The sequence below is a fragment of the Sphingomonas sp. CCH5-D11 genome (assembly GCF_001557395.1).
GTDB lineage: Bacteria > Pseudomonadota > Alphaproteobacteria > Sphingomonadales > Sphingomonadaceae > Sphingomonas.
On sequence record NZ_LSKH01000163.1, the window covers coordinates 1 to 23,533 of the forward strand.

Consider the following 23,533-nt stretch of genomic DNA (forward strand, 5'->3'; position numbering starts at 1 on the left):
GTCGCGCCCGCCGGCGACGATCACGCTGGCTGACATCATCGAGGCGGTGGAGGGGCCGATCGCGCTCACCACCTGTGTCGATACGGCGCAGCATGATTGCGCGCTGGACGGCAGTTGCCGCGTTAAGCCGCATTGGGCGGTGGTGAACAATGCGGTGCGCGGCGCGCTCGCCGGCATTACGCTGACCCAGCTCACCGCCACGACGCCGATCGTTCCTCCGACCGAGGCACGAACCATGACCGACATGAAAGTGGACGCCTGACATGGCCACCAAGAACGCCGAGGCGCTCGCCGCGGTATCCAAGAAGTACGAATGGGGCTTCGCCACTGAGGTGGAGCAGGACTTCGCGCCCAAGGGGCTGAACGAGGACACCGTTCGCTACATCTCCGCCAAGAAGGGCGAGCCCGAGTGGATGCTCGACTGGCGGCTGAAGGCGTTTCGCAAGTGGCTGACGATGGAATCGCCGGACTGGGCGAAGCTCGACATTCCGCCGATCGACTATCAGGACGCTTATTATTACGCGGAGCCCAAGCAGAAGAAGACGATCGCGTCGCTTGACGAGCTCGATCCGGAAATCCGCCGGACTTATGAGAAGCTGGGCATCCCGATCGCCGAGCAGGAAGTGCTCGCCGGCGTCGAGGGCGCGCGCAAGGTCGCGGTCGACGCGGTATTCGACAGCGTCTCCGTGGCGACCACGTTTCGTGAGGAGCTGAAGGCCGCGGGTGTCATCTTCCTGTCGATCTCGGAAGCGATCCGCGAATATCCGGAGCTGGTGAAGAAGTGGCTCGGCAAGGTCGTGCCGCAGCATGACAATTATTTCGCCACGCTCAACAGCGCGGTCTTCTCCGATGGCACGTTCGTGTACATTCCGGAGGGCGTGCGCTGCCCGATGGAGCTGTCGACGTATTTCCGCATCAATGCCGAGAATACCGGCCAGTTCGAGCGCACGCTGATCGTCGCCGACAAGGGCGCGTACGTCTCGTACCTTGAGGGCTGCACCGCGCCGATGCGCGACGAGAACCAGCTCCATGCGGCGGTGGTCGAACTGGTTGCGCTCGACGATGCCGAGATCAAATATTCGACCGTGCAGAATTGGTATCCCGGCGACGAGAACGGCCTGGGCGGGATCTACAATTTTGTCACCAAGCGCGCGCTCTGCCAAGGCAAGAACAGCAAGGTCAGCTGGACTCAGGTCGAGACTGGTTCTGCGGTGACGTGGAAGTATCCGAGCTGCGTCCTTGCGGGCGATGGCAGCGTCGGTGAGTTCTATTCGGTCGCGGTGACCAACAATCGCCAGCAGGCGGATACCGGCACCAAGATGATCCACCTGGGCAAGAACACCCGTTCGACCATCGTGTCGAAGGGGATCAGCGCCGGCCGTTCGGACAATACCTATCGCGGGCTGGTGCGGGTCGCGCCGACCGCAGAGGGCGTGCGCAACTTCACGCAGTGCGACAGCCTGCTGCTGGGCGACCAGTGTGGCGCGCATACGGTGCCCTATATCGAGGTGCGCAACCCCTCGGCGCAGATCGAGCATGAGGCGACGACGTCCAAGATCAGCGAGGACCAGCTGTTCTATGCGATGAGCCGCGGGCTGGATCAGGAAGCCGCCGTGGCGCTGATCGTCAACGGCTTCGCGCGCGAGGTGCTGCAGCAGCTCCCGATGGAATTTGCGGTGGAAGCGCAGAAGCTGCTGGGGATCAGCCTTGAGGGTTCGGTGGGATGACCGCCCTTTGCTCATTCTTCATCTCCGTGCAGGCGGGGATCCATCGTGCCGCAAGCGCAGGTGGACAGATGGATTCCCGCCTGCGCGGGAATGACGAAAATCTTGGGTCGGCCGCTCCGACCGCCTTCATTTCGGAATGACCATGCTGAAAATCGAAAACCTCCACGCCGAGATCGACGGCAAGCCGATCCTCAAGGGCCTCAGCCTAACCGTGAATGCGGGTGAGGTGCATGCGATCATGGGGCCGAACGGCGCCGGCAAATCGACGCTTGGCTACGTGCTGGGCGGGCGTCCCGGTTATGAAGTGACCGAGGCCAGCGTCACCTTTGACGGGGTCGACCTGCTTGAACTTGAGCCGCATGAGCGCGCCGCTGCTGGCCTGTTCCTCGGGTTCCAGTATCCGGTCGAGATCCCCGGTGTCTCCAACGTCCAGTTTCTGCGCGAAAGCCTCAATGCGCAGCGCGGCAGCCGGAGCGAGAAACCGCTGTCGGGCGGCGAGTTCCTGAAGCTCGCGCGTGGCCAGGCCGATGCGCTTGGGCTTGATCACGAGATGCTGAAGCGGCCGGTCAACGTCGGCTTTTCCGGCGGCGAGAAGAAGCGCAACGAGATGGTGCAGATGGGGATCATCGATCCCAAGTTCGCAATCCTCGACGAGACCGACAGCGGGCTCGACATCGACGCGCTGCGCATCGTTGGCGACGGGATCAATCGCATCATGCGCAAGCCCGAAAAGGCTGTGCTGCTCATCACCCATTATCAGCGCCTGCTCGATTATGTGAAGCCGGACTTCGTCCACGTGCTCGCCGATGGCCGCATCACCCGCTCGGGCGGCGCGGAACTCGCGCATCAGCTCGAGCGAGAGGGCTATGCGGAGGTCGCGGCGTGAGCGACGCCGTGCTCGATCTGCCCTCCAGCCGCGAGGAGGCGTGGCGCTGGGCTGACCTCGGTGGGTTGGCCGCCGCGGCGGCGCTTGCGCCGATCGCGGCGCCAGAGGCCGATTTCCTCGACCTGCCGGGTGCGAAGCTGCTGTTTATCGACGGGGTGCTGGACGAGGCGCGCAGCGATCTTCACCGCGTGACGATTGGCGCGCTCGCAGCGGACGATCACCCGCTGGGGCGCCGCGCCGGCGGCACCGGCTGGACGCTCCGTCTTGATGCGCAGGCGGTGACTCACCCGGTGCAGATCGTTCATGTCGCCACCGGGCGGCAGAACCATGTGCCGGCAGAGATCGTGCTTGCGGACGATGCCGCGGCCGAGGTGGTGGAAACGTTCGTCGGCGCCGGCTGGCAGAACCGCTTCACTCGCACGCGGCTGGGCAAGGGCGCGCGGCTGATGCGCTCGGTGCGGCTGCTGCAGCCGGCTGGCTTCGTGTCGCTGCGCGAGGCGGCGGAGATCGGCGAAGCGGCGAGCCTCGTTACCGTGTTCCTCGGCGCTGGCGGGCAGGGGAGCCGGATCGACGCACAGCTGACGATGGCGGGCGACGGAGCCTTTGCCGAATATGGCGGCGCGCTGCTCACCTCCGCCGATCAGAAGCAGGAATGCGCGGTTCGCGTGAATCATGCGCATCCCAACGGCTCCTCGCGCCAGGTGTGGCGCGCGGTAGCGGCGGATCGCTCGCAGGTCAGCCTTGCCGCGGCGGTCGAGGTGGCGCGCCATGCGCAGAAGACCGATGGCGAGCAGAGCCTGCGCGGGCTGCTGCTCGATCGCACCGCGACGGTGAATTTGAAGCCCGAGCTGGAGATCTTCGCCGACGACGTGAAGTGCGCGCATGGCGCGACGGTCGGTGAGCTTGATTCCCGGGCGCTGTTCTACATGCAGAGCCGCGGCATCCCGCGCGCCCGCGCCGAGGCGATCCTGACCCGCGCGTTCGTTGCCGACGCGCTGGAGCGGATCGGTGACGAGACCGTGCGCGACGCATTCGAGGCGGATGCAGACGCTTGGCTCGAGGCGGCGCTGGATTGATGAACCGGTCGCCCACCCCGTTCGCCCCGAGCGCAGTCGAAGGACTGGCCGCAGGCGCATCGCTTGTCACGCGTTCCTGGACAATGCTCGGAGCGCACGGACCAGCCTGCTCTGCGCGACGGTGGAGCCTCATCCTCAACAGATGCGAGGTCGCATGACCGTTCTCGCCGCTGCCCGCCCGCTTGATGTGGTTGCCGATTTCCCGGCGATCCCGGCCGGTTGGGCGTATCTCGATACGGCCGCCACGGCGCAGAAGCCGCGGCCGGTGATCGATGCGATCACGCGCGGCTATGATACCACCTACGCCACCGTTCACCGCGGCGTTTACCAGCGATCGGCGGACATGACGCTCGCCTATGAGGCCGCGCGTCGCCGCGTCGCGGGCTTCATCGGCGGCGCGGAGGACGAGGTGGTGTTCGTTCGTGGCGCAACGGAGGGGATCAACCTCGTCGCGCAAAGCTGGGCCGGGACGCAGTTGAAGGCGGGCGACCGCATCCTGCTGTCTGCGCTGGAGCATCATTCGAACATCGTGCCGTGGCAGATGGTTGCCGAGCGGGTCGGCGCCGCGATCGATGTCGTGCCGCTGACCGAGGATCACCGCATCGATCTGGTCGCGATGGCCGCGATGCTGACCCCGGCGCACAAGCTGGTGGCGCTTGCCCATGTGTCGAACGTGCTGGGATCGGTGCTGGACGCCAAGCGCGCAGCGGAGCTGGCGCATGGAGTCGGCGCGAAGATCCTGATCGACGGATGCCAGGCGGTTCCACGCCTGCCGGTCAATGTCGCTGATCTGGATTGCGACTTTTACGTCTTTTCCGCGCACAAGCTGTACGGACCGACCGGGCTTGGCGTGTTGTGGGGCAGGGCGGACCTGCTCGATGCCATGCCGCCCTATCAGGGCGGCGGCTCGATGATCGACCGTGTCAGCTTCGCCAGGACGACCTATGCCCCCGCGCCGACGCGGTTCGAGGCGGGGACGCCGCATATTGTTGGGGTGCTCGGCCTCCACGCCGCGATCGATTATGTCGAGGGTATCGGTCTCGATCGCATCCATGCGCATGAAACCGCCCTGGTGAGCCAGGCGCGCGAGGCGCTGTCCTCAATCAACTCGGTGCGACTGTTCGGCCCCGATGACAGCGCCGGTATCGTCTCCTTCTCGATCGAGGGGGTGCATCCGCACGACATCGGCACCATCTTGGACGAGGCGAAGGTTGCGATCCGCGCCGGCCACCATTGTGCGCAGCCGCTGATGGAGATGCTTGGCGTCGAGGCGACCGCACGGGCGAGCTTTGGCGTTTACAACGGCCCGGCCGATGTCGAGGCACTGGCCAAGGGCATAGAAAGAGTAACGAGGATTTTCGGATGAGCGAGCCGATCCGGATCGAGGAAGTGGAAGCGGAGACCAAGCCGCCGCGCGCGCGCGTCGAGGATGCGGTGGAGACTTCGGGTCGCCAGCGGGACTATCTGGATGGTTTCCTGAAGCAACAGCCGCAGGGCGATGCAGCGCATGAGCCTGGTGGCGCGCTGTACGAGGCGGTGATCGATGCGCTGAAGGAGATCTACGATCCCGAAATCCCGGTGAACATCTATGAGCTGGGGCTGATCTATAACGTCGAGGTGACGGAGGGGGGGCACGCCGTAGTCACCATGACGCTGACGACGCCGCATTGCCCGGTTGCCGAGTCCATGCCGGCGGAGGTGGAACTGCGCGTCGGCTCGGTGCCCGGGATCGCTATCGTCGACGTGAACCTCGTGTGGGATCCGCCGTGGGATCCGGCGAAAATGTCGGACGAGGCACGGCTCGAACTGGGGATGTTGTGATGGCAACGAGCGTTCGTGAGCGCCCTGCGGCGCTGATCCTCACCGACACAGCCAAAGCGCGCATCGCCGCGCTGATGGCCAGCGCGCCTGAGGGCGCGATCGGCGTGAAGCTCTCGACACCGCGACGCGGCTGTTCGGGGCTCGCCTATTCGGTCGACTATGTCACCGAAGCCCAGCCATTTGACGAGCGGATCGTGACCGAGGGCGGCACGCTGTTCGTCGATGGCGGATCGATCCTGTATCTGATCGGGTCGACCATGGACTGGGTCGAGGACGATTTCACCGCCGGCTTCGTTTTCAACAATCCGAACGCCAAGGGTGCCTGTGGTTGTGGAGAGAGCTTCACGGTTTGATCCGGGACAAGCTGCGCTGCAGCATCCCACGTGACTCCTGCGCGGCGGGCGCTAAGCTCGAAGGGTGATGACTTCGCCCGAAACCGCGCCCGTCGATGCCCGCTCGCCGCTCGCTGCCCGCATCGTCGACACCCTCATTCACCGCATCGGCAAGGACGAACGCGCGGCGCGCAAGCATGACTGGCTTGCCGCGACGATCCTGACGCTGCGGGACGAGATCATCGACAAATGGATGGCATCGACCCGGCAAGCCCATGCCGCAGGTGCGAAGCGCGTCTATTATCTGAGCCTTGAATTCCTGATCGGGCGCCTGTTGCGCGATGCGCTGTTCAACCTGGGGCGTAACGCGGAGGTGGCGGAGGCGCTGGCGTCGCTGGGCGTGGACCTCGCCGAGATCGAGGAGATCGAGCCTGACGCGGCACTGGGCAACGGCGGGCTCGGGCGTCTTGCTGCCTGCTTCATGGAGAGCATGGCGACGCTTGAACTGCCCGCCTACGGCTATGGCATCCGTTATGTGAACGGTATGTTCCGGCAGCGGATCGACGACGGCTGGCAGGTCGAGCTTCCGGAAACCTGGCTGGCGCATGGCAACCCTTGGGAGTTCGAACGGCGGGAAAGCGCCTATTTCGTCGGCTTTGGTGGCGAGGTCACCGGGAATGAGGTGGGCCATGTTCACTGGAAGCCGGCCGAGGCGGTCGAGGCTGTGGCCTATGACACGCCGGTGGTGGGATGGCGTGGCAAGCGGGTGAACACCCTTCGCCTGTGGAGCGCCCGCGCGTTTGATCCCATCCGTCTCGATGCGTTCAATGCCGGTGATCACATCGGCGCGTTGGCCGGCCAGGCGCGGGCGGAAAGCCTGGTGCGTGTGCTTTACCCCTCCGATTCCAGCGCTGCGGGCCAGGAACTGCGGCTGCGGCAGGAGTATTTCTTCTCCTCGGCGTCGATCCAGGACATTGTCCGTCGCCATGTTCAGTATTTCGGCGATGTGCGGACCTTGCCCGACAAGGCGGCGATCCAGCTGAACGACACGCATCCGGCCGTTTCGGTGGCCGAGTTGATGCGGCTACTGATCGATCATCATGACCTGCCGTTCGAAGAAGCGTGGGAGGTCACGCGCAAGACGTTCGGCTACACCAACCACACGCTGTTGCCGGAAGCGCTGGAAAGCTGGCCGCTGCCGCTTTTCGAGCGGCTGCTGCCGCGGCACATGCAACTCGTCTATGCGATCAACGGGCGGGTGCTTCGGGAAGCGCGGAAGGCGGAGGGCACGACCGATCATTCGGTGGCAGCGATCAGCCTGATCGACGAGAATGGCGAACGTCGGGTGCGCATGGCCAATCTGGCGTTCGCCGGCAGCCACAGCGTCAACGGCGTTGCGGCGTTGCACACCGATCTGATGAAGCAGACGGTGTTCGCGGATCTCCATCGCCTTTACCCCGACCGCATCAACAACAAGACCAATGGCATAACGCCGCGCCGCTGGCTGATGGATTGCAACCAGGGGCTGACGGCCCTGATCCGCGACGCGATCGGGCCCGACTTCTGCGATGACGCGGCCAAGCTCAACGGGCTGGATTCTTTTGCAGACGATGCTTCGTTCCGGGAGCGTTTTGCCGCGGTGAAGCGTTCAAACAAGGTGGCGCTGTCGAACTTCATCAAGGAAAACACCGGTTTGCGCGTCGATCCGGCGGCATTGTTCGACGTGCAGATCAAGCGCATCCACGAATATAAGCGCCAATTGCTCAACATCATCGAGACGGTGGCGCTTTACGATCAAATCCGCAGCCACCCGGAAAAGGACTGGATCCCGCGGGTGAAGCTGTTCGCCGGCAAGGCGGCGTCCAGTTACCACAATGCCAAACTGATCATCAAACTGGCCAATGACGTTGCGAAACGCATCAACAGCGATCCGTCGGTGGGCGGGCTGCTGAAGGTGGCGTTCATTCCCAATTACAACGTCAGCCTGGCGGAACGCATCATTCCCGCCGCGGACCTTTCGGAGCAGATTTCCACCGCCGGGATGGAGGCCTCCGGTACCGGCAACATGAAGTTCGCGCTGAACGGTGCGCTCACCATCGGGACGCTCGACGGCGCCAATATCGAGATCAAGGACCATGTCGGCAACGACAACATCGTGATCTTCGGGCTCACGGCGGATGAGGTGGCGGCGAAGCGCGCAGGAGAGTACCGGCCGCGCGAGGTGATCGAGGGCAGCCGCGAATTGTCCCAGGCAGTGAATGCCATTGCGTCCGGTGTCTTCTCTCCGGACGATCCCGACCGTTATCGGGATCTGATGAACGGCCTCTACGACCATGACTGGTTCATGGTTGCGGCTGATTTTGACAGCTATGCGGCCGCGCAGCGAACGGTTGACGCCCGATGGGCGGATCAGGCCAGCTGGCAGGCGTCTGCGATCAGGAATGTCGCCCGGGTGGGCTGGTTCTCCTCCGACCGGACGATCAGCGAATATGCACGTGAGATCTGGGGCGTGATGTGAAGCCACCGGCCGGCGCCATCGAGGCATTGCTCAGGGGTCGTCACGATGATCCCTTTGCCCTGCTGGGCAGTCATGCCGGCCCTGCGGGCACTTTCGCGAGAGCGCTGGTGCCCGGTGCGGAAACACTGGAGGCGTTCAGCCTTTCCGGCGAGCGGCTCGGCACGCTCGAGCAAGTCGATCCGCGCGGTCTGTTCGAGGGGAATGTTGGCGGCGAGCCGCAACCGCTCCGATATCGCGCCACGGCTTCCGGATCGGAATGGTTTGTGACCGATCCTTACACGTTCGGTCCCGTCCTTGGCCCGGTTGACGATCTGCTGATGGCGGAAGGCACGCACTTTCGGCTGCACGACAAGCTTGGCGCGCACCTCATCGAGCATGAAGGGGCGAGCGGCGTTCACTTCGCCGTCTGGGCGCCCAATGCTCAGCGCGTGTCAGTGGTGGGTGACTTCAACGATTGGGATGGCAGGCGCCACCCGATGCGCCGGCGCACCGACGTCGGCGTCTGGGAGATCTTCATCCCCGATCTCGGCGACCGTCGGCATTACAAATATGAGATCGTTGGCCCTGACGGCCAGCTGCAGCCGCTGAAGGCTGACCCTTATGCCTTTGCGTCAGAGCTGAGGCCGGCGACCGCATCCATAACCGCCACGCCCCTCGCGCATGAATGGGGCGACGATGATCACCGCGCGCATTGGGCCAGTGTCGATCCCCGTCGCGTGCCGATCAGTATCTACGAAGTGCATGCGGGCTCGTGGGATCGCGACGAGACCGGTTGGTTTCTTAGCTGGGACGATTTGGCCGATCGGCTGATCCCCTATGTCGTTGACATGGGGTTCACGCATATCGAGTTCCTCCCCATCTCCGAACATCCCTATGATCCTTCCTGGGGGTATCAGACGACCGGGCTTTACGCGCCATCGGCGCGGTTCGGCGATATCGAAGGATTCGCCCGCTTCGTGGATGGTGCGCACCGCGCGGGCATCGGCGTCCTGCTGGATTGGGTGCCGGCCCACTTCCCGACCGATGCGCATGGGCTTGCCCGGTTTGATGGCACGGCGCTGTACGAACATGAGGATCCAAGGCTGGGCTATCACCCGGACTGGAACACGGCGATCTACAATTTCGGGCGGCGCGAAGTGTCTGCCTTTCTGGTGAACAACGCGCTTTTCTGGGCCGAACGGTACCACGTCGACGGCTTGCGGGTCGATGCGGTGGCGTCAATGCTGTACCGCGATTACAGCCGCAAGGCGGGCGAATGGATCCCCAATACCGAAGGCGGCCGGGAAAACTGGGAAGCGGCGTCTTTCCTGCAGTCCATGAACCGCGCGGTTTATGGCGCGCATCCCGGCTTCTTCACGGTTGCCGAAGAGTCCACGGCGTGGCCGGGCGTCACGCATCCGGCGCATAGCGGCGGGCTGGGCTTCGGGTTCAAGTGGAACATGGGCTTCATGCACGATACGCTGAAGTACATGGCGCGCGAGCCGGTGCATCGCAGGCATCATCACCACGACATCACCTTTGGCCTGGTGTACGCGTTCAGCGAAAATTACGTTCTGCCACTCAGCCATGACGAAGTGGTGCACGGGAAAGGATCGCTGCTCACCAAGATGAGCGGCGACGATTGGCAGCAATTCGCCAATCTACGTGCTTTCTACGCGATGATGTGGGGCTATCCGGGCAAGAAGCTGCTGTTCATGGGGCAGGAATTTGCCCAGCGGCGCGAATGGAGCGAGGATCGCGCGCTCGACTGGGATCTGTGCCAATCGACCGCGCATGAAGGCGTTCGCAATCTCGTTCGCGATCTGAACCTTCTGTATCGTGAGAAACCGGCGCTTCATGCGCTCGATTGCGAACCCGATGGGTTCGAATGGCTGGTGGCTGACGATGCTCAGAATTCCGTGTTCGTCTGGCTGCGCAAGGCGTCGGGCGCGCCGCCCATAGCGGTGGTGTGCAACATGACGCCCGTGGCGCGGGCGCCATATCGCCTGCCGCTGCCCAAAGCGGGAAAGTGGCGTGAAATCCTCAATTCGGATGCGCACGACTATTGGGGATCCGGCCTTGGCAATCTTGGTGGAGTGGAGGCCAAGGATGGGTTCGCCATGGTGACACTGCCGCCGCTTGCCACGATCATGTTCGAGTTTGCGGAGTGAGCGGCAGACGCTTGATGTAGATGATTGTTGGTGGAGGGGCTGTCCTCCAGAGATGCCATGCCGGAGGGACTACCTCCACGAACCCTCTCGAAATGAGGGGAGAAAGAAGACGAGGATGGAACACCGGAAGGGACAGCCGCTCGCGCGTGACGCCATGGCTTATGTGCTTGCGGGCGGACGGGGCAGCCGTCTGGCGGAGCTGACCGATACGCGCGCAAAGCCGGCGGTATATTTCGGTGGCAAGAGCCGGATCATCGACTTCGCGCTGTCGAACGCCATCAACTCCGGCATTCGACGGATTGGTGTCGCCACGCAATACAAGGCGCACTCGCTAATCCGGCATCTTCAGCGCGGGTGGAACTTTCTCCGCCCCGAGCGAAACGAAAGCTTCGATATCCTGCCCGCGTCGCAGCGCGTGAGTGAGTTTCAATGGTATGAGGGCACGGCCGATGCCGTGTTTCAGAACATCGACATCATCGAGAGCTACGATCCCGAATATATGGTGATCCTGGCTGGTGATCACATCTACAAGATGGATTACGAGCTGATGCTGCAGCAGCATTGCGAGCAGGAAGCCGATGTGACGGTCGCGTGCATGGAAGTGCCGCGGATGGAAGCGGTCGCCTTTGGCGTCATGCACATAGACGAGACCGGCCGGATCATCGACTTTGTCGAGAAGCCCACCGATCCCCCCGCCATGCCGGGCAAGCCGGACGTGGCGCTCGCATCCATGGGGATCTATGTTTTCAAGACGTCGCTGTTGATCGATCAGTTGCGACGGGATGCGGAAACGCCGGGATCGAACCGGGATTTCGGCCGCGATATCGTGCCGTGGTTGGTGAAGAACGGCAAAGCCGTGGCCCATCAGTTCAGCACGTCGTGCGTTCGCTCCTCCAACGAAGCGTCCGCCTATTGGCGCGATGTCGGGACGGTGGATGCCTATTGGAAGGCCAACATCGATCTTACCGACGTGGTGCCGGCGCTGGATCTGTATGATCGGTCATGGCCGATCTCCACCTATTCGGAGCTTACGCCTCCAGCAAAGTTCGTCCATGATATTGACGGGCGGCGTGGATCGGCGGTCGCAAGCCTGGTTTCGGGTGATTGTATCGTCTCGGGTTCCTCCATCTATCGGTCGCTGCTGTTCACCGGCGTCCGCACGCACAGTTTCGCCATGCTCGATGAAGCGGTGGTCCTGCCCTATGTGAAGGTCGGGCGCGGCGCTCGGCTTCGCAAGGTGGTGATCGATCGAGGGGTTCAGATCCCCGACGGGCTGGTCGTGGGGGACGATCCGCAACTTGATGCTCGGCGCTTCCGGCGCACGGATGAAGGGATCTGTCTCATCACAAAGCCGATGATCGATCGGCTCGTATGAGGGTGATGGCGGTACGATTGATCAGCGGGCAGCGGCCGCGCGATGCGGCTAACGATCACATGGTCGCTTTGCGTTCCGCCGAGGAGAGGGGATGAAAGTCCTCGCGGTCGCTTCTGAGGCCTTCCCGCTGGTCAAAACGGGTGGCCTTGCAGACGTGGTAGGCGCGTTGCCGCAGGCGCTTGCCGCTCATGGGATCACAACGACGACGATGCTGCCCGGCTATCCGGCGGTCATGGAGGCTGCAGCCGGGCGCGTGGTTCACACCTGGCGTGACCTGCTCGGCGGGGGCACCGCGCGGCTGTTGCGGGGTGAGATCGCGGGCCAGCCGCTGATCATTCTAGATGCGCCTGCGTTCTTCATGCGTGAGGGCGGATTGTATGGCGACGCCACGGGTGCAGACTGGCCGGACAACTGGCGCCGGTTCGCCGCCTTCGCGCGGGCGGCTGCGGAGATCGGGCGGGGCGGGGTGAAGGGCCTGTCCTTCGACCTGCTCCATGCCCATGACTGGCAAGCGGGGCTTGCCCCTGCCTATCTGCGCTACGCAGGTTCGCCGATCAAATCCGTCATGACCATCCACAACATCGCCTTTCAGGGACGCTTCGGCGCCGACATCTTCGGCGAACTTGGCCTGCCGGAGGATGCATGGGCGATCGACGGCGTCGAATATTATGGCGGTGTCGGCTTCCTGAAGGCTGGGCTCGAAGCGGCAGACGCGGTGACGACGGTCAGCCCGACCTACGCGCGCGAAATCCTTCGCCCGGACTTCGGCATGGGGCTTGAGGGCCTGGTTGCCGAGCGCGCGGCGCGGGTGTCGGGCATCGTGAACGGTATCGACAAGGCGATATGGAATCCCGAGCATGATGCCGCGTTGCCAGCCCGTTACTCGGCCAAGACGCTGGCGCGGCGATCGGCGAACAAGCGGGCGGTAGAGCGCGAGTTCGGCCTAGCGCCGGGCGACGGGCCGATCTTCACGGTGGTCAGCCGCCTGACGTGGCAGAAGGGCATGGACGTTCTCGCCAGCTGCCTTGACGAACTCGTTGAAATGGGCGCGCGGCTTGCCATGCTTGGCTCGGGTGATCCCGGACTGGAGAATGATTTTCTCGCCGCCGCGGCGCGCCATTCCGGACGCGTGGGCGTGCGCATCGGCTATGATGAGCCACTGTCGCATCTTCTGCAGGGTGGTGCCGATGCGATCCTGATCCCGTCCCGCTTCGAGCCCTGCGGGCTGACGCAGCTATACGGTCTTGCTTACGGGTGCGTTCCGATCGTCGCGAGAACAGGCGGCCTCGCGGATACGATCATCGACGCGAATATTGCCGCAATGGATGCACAGGTCGCGACCGGGATCCAGTTCGACGGTGTCACGCGGGACAGCCTGTTGCATGCGATGCGGCGCGCATGTCAGCTGTTCGCGGATCGGCGTTGCTGGCAGGGCATTCAGCGCTGCGGCATGAAGGCCGATTTTTCGTGGGGGAAGAGCGGGGCTGCCTATGCCGCGCTGTATCGGGGATTGATCGACGCATGATCGAGACGGTGGCCACTGCGCCCTTTCAGGACCAGAAGCCCGGCACGTCCGGCCTTCGCAAAAAAGTGAAGGTCTTCCAGCAGCCGAACTACGCCGAGAATTTCATTCAGTCGGTTTTCGACGTGGTGGAGGATCGACCGGGTGCGACCCTGGTCATCGGGGGTGACGGCCGGTATCTGAACCGAGAGGTCATCGACAAGGCGATCCGCATGGCGGCGGCCAATGGCTTCGCCCGCGTGCTGGTCGGAAAAGGCGGCATCCTGTCCACCCCCGCCGCCTCCCACCTGATCCGCAGTTCGGGCGCGATCGGCGGGCTCGTCCTGTCGGCGAGCCATAATCCCGGCGGCCCCGACGAGGACTTCGGCATCAAGTACAATGCCGAAAACGGAGGGCCGGCACCCGAGAGGGTCACCGATGCGATCTATGCGCGAACGCGAGCGATCGAGAAGTACCGCATCGTAAGGGATGGTGCGATCGATCTTGATCGGGCTGATCCGCAGGAACTGGGCGGGATGAAGATCGAGATCGTTGATCCGGTCTCGCTCTACGCGGATTTGATGGAGACCTTGTTCGACTTCACCGCCATTCGCGGGGCAGGGCTGACCATGGCCTTTGATGCGATGCATGCCGTGACGGGGCCCTATGCGAAGGAGATCCTGGAGCGGCGCCTCAGCTTTGCGCAGGGCACGGTCCGCAATGGTACGCCGTTGGAGGATTTCGGCGGTCATCACCCCGATCCCAATCTCGTCCATGCGCGCGAGCTCCACGACCTCATGATGTCGCCTGATGCGCCTGATTTCGGTGCCGCCTCCGACGGAGATGGCGACCGGAACCTCATCATCGGGCGCGGGATCTTCATCACGCCATCTGACAGTCTCGCGATGCTGGCAGCCAATGCCCATCTGGCGCCGGCGTATGCCGGGGGCCTGAAGGGTATCGCGCGATCCATGCCGACCAGCGCGGCGGCAGACCGAGTAGCTGCAGCACTCGGCATTCCGGCCTTCGAAACGCCAACCGGCTGGAAATTTTTTGGCAACCTGCTCGACGCGGGCAAGGCAACGATCTGCGGCGAGGAGAGCGCCGGTACCGGGTCTGACCACGTCCGCGAGAAGGATGGGTTGTGGGCGGTGCTGCTATGGCTGAACATCCTGGCGGCGACTGGCAAGACCGTAAAGCAGATCGCGCAGGATCACTGGGCGGACTATGGCCGCAACTTCTATGCGCGTCATGACTATGAGGGTGTCGAGAGCGCGGCGGCAGACGCGCTGATGGCGGGATTGCGCGAAAAGCTTGCCGATCTGCCGGGGCGCGTGATCGGCGATCTTACCGTCGAGACGGCCGACAATTTCGCTTACCACGACCCGACGGATGGATCGGTGAGCGAGAACCAGGGCATCCGAATTCTATTCATGGGTGGGAGCCGGGTCGTATTTCGCCTGTCCGGCACCGGAACATCAGGTGCGACGCTGCGCGTGTATCTGGAGCGATATGAGCCGGCTGGTGGCCAGCTCGATGCAGATACGACCGAGATGCTTTCCGGTATCGCGGCGGCGGCGGATGAGGTGGCGGGCATCGTGCGGCATACCGGGCGCGCTCGCCCAGACGTCGTCACGTGATCCTGGGTGATCAAGCCGCTCGATAGCTCGTCTGTGTCACCTGCGCCGGTACTCCTGTCGACGGATCAGCCGGGGGCCGAATGGTGAACGCCAGCGTCGACGAAGGGACGACCTCACACCCAGCGATGACGCATGTTTTTCGGGTCAGGGCGCCCAAGGCGAACCAGCTGTGGCTCTGCCTCTTCGATGCCGCGGGTGAGACGCGCCTGCCGATGGTCAGAAACGGTGAGCATTGGTGCTGCGATCTGACGCTGGCGCAAGGAACGCGATACGGGCTGCGCGCAGCTGGACCGCCTCCGTTTGATTGCAGCAAGCTGCTCGTCGATCCGGGCGCCACGCACCTCGATGGCCCGTTCACCTTCCATCCCGAACTGTGCGAGCCGGGCGTGGATACGGCCGCGCTGGTGCCAAAGGCGGTCGTGACCAGGCCGTTGCCGCCGCTTCTGTGGCGAGCGCCGGTCTTCAAGGCCGGCGGGCTTATCTATGAAGTGAATGTTCGTGGGTTCACCATGCTGCACCCGGACTTGCCGGAGGAGCTGCGTGGTACCGTGGCTGCACTCGCCCACCCAGCAGTGGTCGCACATCTCAGGCGCTTGGGAGTGGATGCCGTCGAGCTGATGCCGATCGTCGCCTGGATCGACGAGCGGCACCTTCCGCCACTCGGCTTGCGCAATGCCTGGGGATATAACCCGGTGGTGCCGATGGCACTCGACCCCAGGCTCTGCCCAGGCGGCATGGCGGAGCTGCGCGCGACGGTGGAAGCGCTGCGGCAGGAGGGGATCGGCACCATCCTGGATCTCGTGTTCAACCATAGCGGCGAAAGCGACCTGCATGGGCCCACGCTATCGTTCAGGGGGCTGGACGATCAGGTCTATGCGCGCGCACCGGACGGTGCCCTCATCAACGATGCGGGCACGGGTAATATCCTGGACTTCGGGCAACCACATGTTCGGGAAATGACGCTTGCGACTTTGCGGCACTTCGTCAGTCAGGCAGGTGTCGACGGCTTCCGCTTCGATCTCGCACCCGTGCTTGCGCGTTCACCCGGTTTCGATCCGAATGCCGCGATCTTTGCGGAGATCGCTGCGGACCCGCTTCTTGCCGACCGGATCATGATCGCCGAGCCTTGGGATGTCGGGCCGGGAGGATATCAGCTTGGCGCCTTTCCCCCGACCTGGCTTGAGTGGAATGACCGCTTCAGAGACGATGTCCGCCGTTTCTGGCGTGGTGACGGAAGTGCGGGGGCGCTGGCGACGCGCCTGGCTGGATCTACGGACATCTTCGGGACTGAACGGACGCGCAGCGTGAATTTCGTTGCTGCCCATGATGGATTCACCCTTGCCGACACCGTGGCCTATGCCGCGCGGCACAATCACGCGAATGGCGAACAGAACCGCGATGGTCACGCCGACGAGGTGAGTTGGAACGCAGGCTCGGAAGGGGAGGGCAGGGGTGAGGACGTGCGCGCGCTGCTCGCCAGCCTTTTCGCGGCGCGGGGCACGATCATGCTGACCGCCGGGGACGAATTCGGACGCACCCAGGGCGGCAACAACAATGCTTATGCCCAGGATAATGCCACGTCCTGGCTAAACTGGAGCGCCCGCGATCGCGACCTGGAGCGCTATGTGGCAGGTCTCGCCGCCTGGCGGCGTGCGAACGCCGGCATCGGCGCGCCAGAGAGCCGGCACGATCTTACATGGTCGACGATTAGGGGCGACGCGATGAACGCCGGCGACTGGGAGGCTTCGGATGGATTCGTGATGAAACTACCCGAGGGTGCCGGCATAAGAATCGATCGGGCCAGCCGGATCGTGGATCTGCTGCCTCCACCCCGGGCATAAGCCCAGGGCGGAGTCCGGGATCAGGCCTGCGGCAGTACGAGATACTTCTCGCCGGTGGCACGCTTACCATAAGCGGCGATCACAGCCGGATCGAGCATCTCGGCTAGCGTGATGCGTTTGGTATAGTTGCTGGCGAAAGTCGTCTTCAGTTCCTTGGCAACGCGGTCACGCAGGTTCTTCGCACTGTCCGGGCCGATATCTTCAAGGAAATAGGTCAGCAGCCACCCGCCCATGCGCCAGCGCATCCCGAAGCCGCGGTTGAACTCGGTGGGAGCGGGCGAGAGACCACCATAAACATAGACCTGCTTCATCTGCCGCGACCCGTACGGCCCGTCCACGCGCTGCGTGCGGAGCGCCGCCTGCTCCATCGCAGTCAGGATTTGCCCGGCGAGCTTCCCGCCACCAACGGCATCAAAGGCGAGAAAAGCGCTGGTGGCTGCGATCGCGTCAATCAGGCTGGGCAGGAAGTCGTCTGCCGTCATGTTCACGACATGCTCGGCACCGAGGCTCCGCAACAGTTGCGCCTGCGCGTCGCTGCGCACGATGTTCACGAGCGGAATGCCATCGGCAGCGCACAACTTCACCAGCATCTGGCCGAGGTTGGAGGCCGCGGCGGTATGCACGAGGCCCTGATATCCCTCGCGCTTCAACGTGCCGACCATGCCCAGCGCGGTGAGCGGATTGACATAGGAGGAGGCAGCCTCTTCGGCGCTGGTGCCCTCCGGCACGATCATGCAATCGGCGGCGCGAACCTTGCGGTACTGGGCGTAGAAGCCGCCCCCCGCGAGCGCCACCGTCTTGCCCAGCAGCGCTTGTGCCGCCGCCGACGCGCCAGCCGCGACGACCTTGCCAGCGCCTTCGTTGCCGACCGGAAGGTCGACTCCGGCGCGCGCGGAGAGCGCACGCTGCACCGCCGGGTTGAGCGGCGCGACCGATGCGTCGCCTTCGCGCTTGAACTCGGTTCCGTCGGTGAGCGCAAGCAGGACCGCCAGATCAGACGGGTTGATCGGGGTTGCCTCGACGCGAACGAGAACGTCGTCATCGTTCAATGACGGAATGGGGGCGTCCTGCAGGCTGAGCTTCACCTGACCCTCGGGGGTCACCGTCGACACGAGACGACGAAAGCTATCGGGCAGATCTGTCATGGCGGCTCCTGAATGAGACGATTGTCACGCCTGCCGTCCATCTCGCCCGCAGGGCGCGATGTCGAGACAATTAGCGCAGGGCTAGTTCATCTCGACATGGGCCGTGCGGGAGAGAAGGTCAGCCACCTTGAACCGGCGCGTGGTCAGGCCAGCTCAAGACCCTTCATGGTGCCTTCTTCACGCCAGTCCTTGATGATGGCGAAGAACGCATTGGGGCCCTTGCCATAACTGGAGAAGCTGGCGGCCTTGGGGCTAAGCTGACCCTCGCCATTGTAATAACCTGGCGTACATTCCTCCAGGAACTTGCGGCGGTCGAGCACCGCAGAGAGAACCTGCTCGGTCCAGGCATTCTCCGCTTCTTCGGTCGGCTCCACGCGCGATTTCTGCGATCGCATGGCTTCACCGATGATGTGCGCTGCATGGCCGGCCTGTTCGAGCAGGGCGTGTGGATAATTGGCGGTGAAGCCCGACTGGATGACCGAGAAGATGAACATGTTGGGAAAACCGTTGACCGTCATCCCGTGCAGGGTGCGGCCACCATCAGCCCACTTTTCCTCAAGGGTGCGCCCGCCGACCCCCCGGACATCATAGCCAGCCCGCCGGGCATAGCTGGTCCCGACTTCGAACCCAGTGCCAAAGATCAGGCAATCCAGCTTGTATTCTTTGCCCGCTACTACGACCCCGTCACGCGTGATCCGCTCGACGCCCTGACCCTGCGTGTCGACGAGCCGCACGTTGGGCCTGTTGAACGTCGCCAGATAATCGTCGTGGAAGCAGGGCCTTTTGCAGAACTGGTTGTACCACGGCTTGAGCGCGTCAGCGGTTCCCTTGTCCTCGACCACCTGATCCACGCGGGACCGGATCGATTCCATCTTCTGAAAATCGGCGAGCTGCACCAGTTCGTCGGGGTTTTCAGCGCCTTCCTTGACGGCCTTCATCCGCGCGATGACGCCCAGGTTGCGGATGATGTCCGTCCACCCGTCATTCACCAGATCCTCGTCGGCCCAGCCGCCCGAGACGAGCGTGTTGAAGTTTTCCATCCGGTGCCGGTGCCACCCGGGGGTGAGCGACTGCGCCCAGCTCTGGTCCGTCGGGCGATCGCCGCGCACGTCGATCGAGGATGGGGTGCGCTGGAAGACGAACAGTTCCTTCGCCGCGGCGCCTAGGTGAGGCACGCACTGCACCGCCGTGGCGCCGGTGCCGATGATGCCGACGACCTTGTCGCCCAGCTTGTCGAGACCGCCGTTCTGGTCGCCACCGGTATAGGCATAGTCCCACCGGCTGGTGTGGAACGTATGCCCCTGGAAATCCTCAATGCCCGGGATGCCGGGAAGCTTGGGTCGGTGCAGCGGTCCATTCGCCATGACGACGAAGCGCGCGCGGATCGCATCACCCCGGTTGGTGAACACCGTCCAGCGACGTTGCTCCTCATCCCATTGCATGTCCGTGACTTCGGTCTGGAACAGGACGTCGCGGTACAGATCATATTGTTCGGCGATGCGGCGCGAATAGGCGCGGATCTCCGGCCCCTGGCTGTACTTGCGCTCCGGCATGAACCCCGTCTCCTCGAGAAGGGGAAGATAGACGTAGCTTTCGATGTCGCAGGCCGCGCCAGGGTACCGGTTCCAGTACCAGGTTCCGCCGAATTCGCCGCCCTTTTCAATCAGCCGGATATCATCAACGCCAGCCTCGCGAAGCTTCGCCCCTGCGAGCAGCCCGCCGAACCCGCCCCCGATGACGACCACGTCCTTCTCGTCAGAGAGCGCGGGGCGCTCAATCGGCTGTTCGATGTACGGATCTTCGAGATAGTGCGCGAACTTGCCGGTCATCTCGACATATTGTTCGTTGGCATCGGCGCGCAGCCGTTTGTCGCGTTCCGACAGATATTTGGACTTCAGCGCCTGGGGATCGAAATTGAACTGGCTGTCAGGCGCGCTGTGCACAGCCTGCGACTCGAGTGTCATTCGCCTCTCCTCGTTCCTCTTTTCTGGAACGCATTATGACTTAGTGTCGGACGGAGAGGTAGCCCGATTATGCGCCGTTAACGCTCCAGCCGTCCGTCTCCGATTGCGGACGCCTCAAACGTGAACAGGGTGTCAGGGTCCGGCGCGTCTGCCTTGGCGCCAATTTCCGAGGGGGCCAGTTCGCGCAACAGATGCTGGATGATCGCCCGGCGTGCGCGCTTCTTGTGATCGGCGCGCACGCAGGTCCAGGGTGCGACCGGCGTGCTGGTTCGTGTCAGCATCGTATCGCGGGCGGCGGTGTAATCGTCCCACTTCGCTTGCGCGACGGCATCAAGCGCGGAGACCTTCAATGCCTTCAACGGATCGCTGCGACGTGAGTCCAGCCGGCTTGCCTGCTCTTCGCGCGAGATGTCGAGCCAGACCTTGACCAAGTTGATCCCATCGGCCGCCAGCATTGCCTCGAACGCCGGCACTTCATCAAGGAAGCGCGCCTGCTGCTCCGCCGTGGAGAAGCCGTTCACTACCTCCACACCGGCACGATTGTACCAGCTGCGATTGAAGATCACGAGTTCACCGGCGGCCGGCAGGTGGGCCACATATCGCTGAAAGAACCATTGCGATCGCTCATGCGCGGAGGGCTTGGGCAGCGCCACGACGCGCGTTTGCCGTACCGCCAAGTGACGGGTGATGGTCCTGATCGCGCCGTCCTTGCCGGCCGAATCGCGGCCTTCGAACACGACAACGGCGCGCGAGCCGGACGTTGCAGCCCAGCTCTGGTAGCGGACCAGCGCGACCTGAAGATCGTGGTCCTCCTTCTCGTGATCCGCTCCCATGGCTCAGATCAACTCCACCGCGATCGCCGTCGCCTCGCCCCCGCCGATGCACAGGCTGGCGACCCCGCGGGTCTTGCCGCGATGCTTCAGAGCCGCGATGAGCGTCGTGATGATCCGCGCGCCGGACGCCCCGATGGGATGGCCAAGCGCGGTTGCGCCGCCGTTCACGTTGATCTTCTCGTGCGGGATGCCGAGATCGCGCATCGCAAACATTGCGACACAGGCAAAAGCCTCGTTGATTTCAAACAGATCGACGTCGTCGATCGACCAGCCGGCCTTCTTCAGCAACTTCTCGATTGCGCCGACCGGAGCGGTGGTGAAGGCGGCGGGTTCCTGCGCGTGAGCCGAATGAGCGACGATGCGCGCAACCGGCTTCTGTCCCTTCGCCTCTGCCACGCTCGCCTTGCTGAGCACCAGCGCGGCCGCGCCGTCAGAGATGGACGAGCTGGTCGCGGCCGTAATCGTGCCATCCTTGGCGAAAGCCGGCCGCAGCGACGGGATCTTGTCCGGCATGCCGCGCCCGGGCTGCTCATCCGTGTCGACCACGATCTCGCCCTTTCGGGTCGCAACCGTCACAGGGACGATTTCTTCCGCGAATGCACCGGACTTGATCGCTTCCTGGGCGCGACGGAGCGACTCAATCGAATAATCGTCCTGCGCCTGCCGGGTCAGCTGATATTCGTTGGCGGTATCCTGCGCGAAGGTGCCCATCGCCCGACCCTGTTCATAGGCATCTTCAAGCCCGTCGAGGAACATGTGGTCATAAGCCGTGTCGTGGCCGATCCGCGCGCCCGAGCGGTGCTTCTTCAGAATGTACGGCGCATTGGTCATGCTCTCCATGCCACCCGCCACGATCAGATCGGCGGAGCCGGCAGAAATTGCCTCCGCGCCCATGATCACCGTTTGCATGCCGGAGCCGCAAACCTTGTTAACCGTCGTCGCCTCGACCGACTTGGGTAGACCAGCCTTGATCGCCGCCTGCCGTGCGGGCGCCTGACCAAGGCCAGCGGGGAGGACGCAGCCCATATAGATCCGCTCAACATCGGCACCGTCGATCCCGGCGCGCTCAACGGCGGCCTTCACCGCCGTGGCGCCAAGATCGGTCGCGGACACATCGGCAAGCGCGCCTTGCATGCCCCCCATCGGGGTGCGGGCATAGGAAAGGATGACGACGGGGTCGGTTGCCATGGGAATGTTGCTCCGCGGGAATTTTTGTTTGTCCCGATCTAGTCACGAACAATCTCGAATACAAAGGCCACAGATTGGCGTTTGGGGGCGATGGACACGCTTACCGACATATTGAAATGGTCCGCCTCGATCAGCGGGATGATCGCCGCCTTCATGGTATCGCTCGACCTCGGGCGCCGAGTGACAGGATGGGGCTTCGTGCTGTTCGTCGGCTCATCGATCTGCTGGATCAGCGGCTCGGCGCTGACCGGAGACTGGGCGCTGGGCACGCAGAATGCCGTGCTGTTCGGGATCAACCTGTTCGGTGTCTATCGATATCTGATACGCAAGAAGGGTGTGTGACTTCTTCTGGCCGCTCGAGCTTTCTATTCTCGGCGCGATCCTCGGCAGCTTCCTTGCGACGGTAGCGATCCGCTGGCCGGCAGGGCGCTCTGCGCTGTCCGGCCGCTCGTTGTGCGACGGGTGCGGCAGACCTGTCGCCGCGCGCGATCTCGTCCCGATCCTTAGCGCGCTCCTCCTACGGGGACGGGCGCGTTGCTGCGGCGCGCGGATAAGCAGGCTGCATTCGGCCGTCGAGATCGCCTGCGCCATATGTGGCCTGACGGCCGGACTGGTGGCGAGTGACGTGACAAGCCTGGTGATTGCGGCCTTTGGCTGGCTGCTCGTGCTCGTCGCGGCGCTGGACGCAACGGAATTGTGGATACCGGATCCGCTCATCGCGATCGTCGCGGTGACAGGGCTGGCGACCGCTGTTCTACTGCCGCCGCCGGTTTCCGATCGGCTGATCGGCGGTGCCGCCGGCTTCGGCTCGCTCTGGCTGATCGGTTTTGCCTATCTGCGCCTGCGAGGGCAGGAGGGACTGGGCGGCGCTGATCCCAAGCTGTTCGGTGCGATCGGATTGTGGCTGGGATGGCGGCTGCTTCCGGCCGTCCTGCTGTTCGCAGCGATGATCGGGCTCGGCATGGTGGCGCTGCGCCTTGCGGCGGGCCGCGCGGTTGCGCGCGACGAGGCCGTTCCCTTCGGCGCCTATCTGGCCGCGGCGGCTTACCCGGCGTTGCTGCTCATGGTACATCTCGAGACATGATGGCGTTGCTCCTTGCCCTTGCGGCTGCCGACCCGCCCAAGACGCCGACCTCGATCGACGGTCTGCCGCTCGGAGGCTTGCCGCCGCAATCCCTCCCTGCGCGCGGTTGCGCGGCTTATCTGTTCAGCACGGGGAAGACCCGCGCGCTGGTGGCGGTCGCGGGTGCTGAGCCGGGTTCTCTTCGGCTGTCCATGGGCGGCAGGACGATCGATCTTGCGCGCAGCAATCAGGCGGGAAGCGCCGGCTACGGCTTCGCACTGACGACCGACTATGCCGCGGAGCAGATGTCGGCCCGGCTTGACCTCGAGATCCAGACGCGGCGGGACTTGACGCAGGGCGCGATCGTCGATCGTGGTACTTTGCGCGTGGATCGGCCCGGGGAAGACAGTATCATTCTGCCGCTTGCAGGCCTGATCGGATGCGCAACCCAGACATCCTAAAAGGAGGGGAGA

Annotated in this window: 20 protein-coding genes; 16 read left to right on the top strand and 4 right to left on the bottom strand. The window is 63.8% G+C overall.

From position 1 onward, the window contains the following. The 13 genes from AX702_RS22525 to AX702_RS10240 all read left to right on the top strand — a co-directional run. On the top strand, nucleotides 1-262 hold a 262-nt coding region (locus AX702_RS22525; protein ID WP_231731807.1), incomplete at its 5' end, for an RrF2 family transcriptional regulator. Between the two features lies 1 nt (nucleotide 263). Further along, a complete protein-coding gene (sufB, locus tag AX702_RS10185) occupies nucleotides 264-1,727 on the top strand; it encodes a Fe-S cluster assembly protein SufB (RefSeq protein ID WP_066779033.1) in 1,464 nt (487 codons plus the stop codon). Between the two features lie 142 nt (nucleotides 1,728-1,869). After that, entirely contained in the window at nucleotides 1,870-2,613 is a 744-nt protein-coding gene (gene sufC, locus AX702_RS10190; RefSeq protein ID WP_066779034.1) for a Fe-S cluster assembly ATPase SufC, read from the top strand. Then, complete coding sequence (locus tag AX702_RS10195) at nucleotides 2,610-3,689, top strand: SufD family Fe-S cluster assembly protein (protein WP_082746194.1); 1,080 nt, start codon at nucleotides 2,610-2,612, stop codon at nucleotides 3,687-3,689. The genes sufC and AX702_RS10195 overlap by 4 nt, the downstream gene beginning before the upstream one ends. Nucleotides 3,690-3,843: 154 nt before the next feature. Continuing rightward, complete coding sequence (locus AX702_RS10200) at nucleotides 3,844-5,055, top strand: cysteine desulfurase (protein WP_066779037.1); 1,212 nt, start codon at nucleotides 3,844-3,846, stop codon at nucleotides 5,053-5,055. Beyond that, nucleotides 5,052-5,510, top strand: a complete 459-nt coding sequence (locus AX702_RS10205) for an SUF system Fe-S cluster assembly protein (protein WP_066779040.1) — start codon at nucleotides 5,052-5,054, stop codon at nucleotides 5,508-5,510. The genes AX702_RS10200 and AX702_RS10205 overlap by 4 nt, the downstream gene beginning before the upstream one ends. After that, nucleotides 5,510-5,863 carry a HesB/IscA family protein gene (locus AX702_RS10210; protein ID WP_066779043.1) on the top strand — a complete coding sequence of 118 codons (354 nt, stop codon included), beginning with the start codon at nucleotides 5,510-5,512 and terminating at the stop codon, nucleotides 5,861-5,863. The genes AX702_RS10205 and AX702_RS10210 overlap by 1 nt, the downstream gene beginning before the upstream one ends. Before the next feature lie 67 nt (nucleotides 5,864-5,930). Further along, nucleotides 5,931-8,360, top strand: a complete 2,430-nt coding sequence (locus AX702_RS10215; protein ID WP_066779046.1) for a glycogen/starch/alpha-glucan phosphorylase — start codon at nucleotides 5,931-5,933, stop codon at nucleotides 8,358-8,360. Beyond that, nucleotides 8,357-10,510, top strand: a complete 2,154-nt coding sequence (gene glgB, locus AX702_RS10220; RefSeq protein ID WP_066779049.1) for a 1,4-alpha-glucan branching protein GlgB — start codon at nucleotides 8,357-8,359, stop codon at nucleotides 10,508-10,510. The genes AX702_RS10215 and glgB overlap by 4 nt, the downstream gene beginning before the upstream one ends. A 115-nt stretch (nucleotides 10,511-10,625) precedes the next feature. Continuing rightward, nucleotides 10,626-11,885 carry a glucose-1-phosphate adenylyltransferase gene (glgC, locus tag AX702_RS10225; RefSeq protein ID WP_082746195.1) on the top strand — a complete coding sequence of 420 codons (1,260 nt, stop codon included), beginning with the start codon at nucleotides 10,626-10,628 and terminating at the stop codon, nucleotides 11,883-11,885. Between the two features lie 91 nt (nucleotides 11,886-11,976). Continuing rightward, nucleotides 11,977-13,410 (top strand): glycogen synthase GlgA, encoded by a 1,434-nt coding sequence (glgA, locus tag AX702_RS10230; RefSeq protein WP_066779051.1) that lies wholly within the window; start codon nucleotides 11,977-11,979, stop codon nucleotides 13,408-13,410. Next, nucleotides 13,407-15,026: an alpha-D-glucose phosphate-specific phosphoglucomutase gene (locus tag AX702_RS10235; protein ID WP_066779053.1), complete on the top strand. Its 1,620-nt coding sequence runs from the start codon at nucleotides 13,407-13,409 to the stop codon at nucleotides 15,024-15,026. Before glgA ends, AX702_RS10235 begins: the two co-directional genes overlap by 4 nt. Before the next feature lie 125 nt (nucleotides 15,027-15,151). Then, the gene (locus AX702_RS10240) at nucleotides 15,152-16,867 is read left to right on the top strand and encodes a glycogen debranching protein (protein WP_231731808.1); all 1,716 of its coding nucleotides are present in this window, start codon (nucleotides 15,152-15,154) and stop codon (nucleotides 16,865-16,867) included. Between the two features lie 20 nt (nucleotides 16,868-16,887). Here the strand turns inward: AX702_RS10240 and AX702_RS10245 are convergent, their stop codons facing one another. From AX702_RS10245 to AX702_RS10260, 4 genes are all read right to left on the bottom strand, one after another. Then, on the bottom strand, nucleotides 16,888-18,012 hold the full coding sequence (locus AX702_RS10245; RefSeq protein ID WP_066779058.1) for an alcohol dehydrogenase catalytic domain-containing protein: 1,125 nt from the start codon (nucleotides 18,010-18,012) through the stop codon (nucleotides 16,888-16,890). 143 nt (nucleotides 18,013-18,155) lie between these two features. Next, nucleotides 18,156-19,976, bottom strand: a complete 1,821-nt coding sequence (locus tag AX702_RS10250) for a flavin-containing monooxygenase (RefSeq protein ID WP_066779062.1) — start codon at nucleotides 19,974-19,976, stop codon at nucleotides 18,156-18,158. A gap of 77 nt (nucleotides 19,977-20,053) precedes the next feature. Continuing rightward, nucleotides 20,054-20,809 carry a polyphosphate kinase 2 gene (gene ppk2, locus AX702_RS10255; protein ID WP_066779063.1) on the bottom strand — a complete coding sequence of 252 codons (756 nt, stop codon included), beginning with the start codon at nucleotides 20,807-20,809 and terminating at the stop codon, nucleotides 20,054-20,056. Between the two features lie 3 nt (nucleotides 20,810-20,812). Further along, a complete protein-coding gene (locus tag AX702_RS10260) occupies nucleotides 20,813-21,997 on the bottom strand; it encodes a thiolase family protein (RefSeq protein WP_066779065.1) in 1,185 nt (394 codons plus the stop codon). Nucleotides 21,998-22,087: 90 nt separating this feature from the next. On the opposite strand from AX702_RS10260, the gene AX702_RS10265 reads away from it, so the two are divergent. Genes AX702_RS10265 through AX702_RS10275 form a run of 3 tightly spaced genes read left to right on the top strand, consistent with a single transcriptional unit; the run spans nucleotide 22,088 to nucleotide 23,521 of the window. Next, nucleotides 22,088-22,339: a hypothetical protein gene (locus AX702_RS10265; protein WP_231731809.1), complete on the top strand. Its 252-nt coding sequence runs from the start codon at nucleotides 22,088-22,090 to the stop codon at nucleotides 22,337-22,339. After that, complete coding sequence (locus AX702_RS10270; RefSeq protein WP_066779070.1) at nucleotides 22,332-23,081, top strand: prepilin peptidase; 750 nt, start codon at nucleotides 22,332-22,334, stop codon at nucleotides 23,079-23,081. Before AX702_RS10265 ends, AX702_RS10270 begins: the two co-directional genes overlap by 8 nt. Then, complete coding sequence (locus AX702_RS10275) at nucleotides 23,081-23,521, top strand: hypothetical protein (protein WP_231731810.1); 441 nt, start codon at nucleotides 23,081-23,083, stop codon at nucleotides 23,519-23,521. Before AX702_RS10270 ends, AX702_RS10275 begins: the two co-directional genes overlap by 1 nt. Nucleotides 23,522-23,533: the final 12 nt, after the last annotated feature.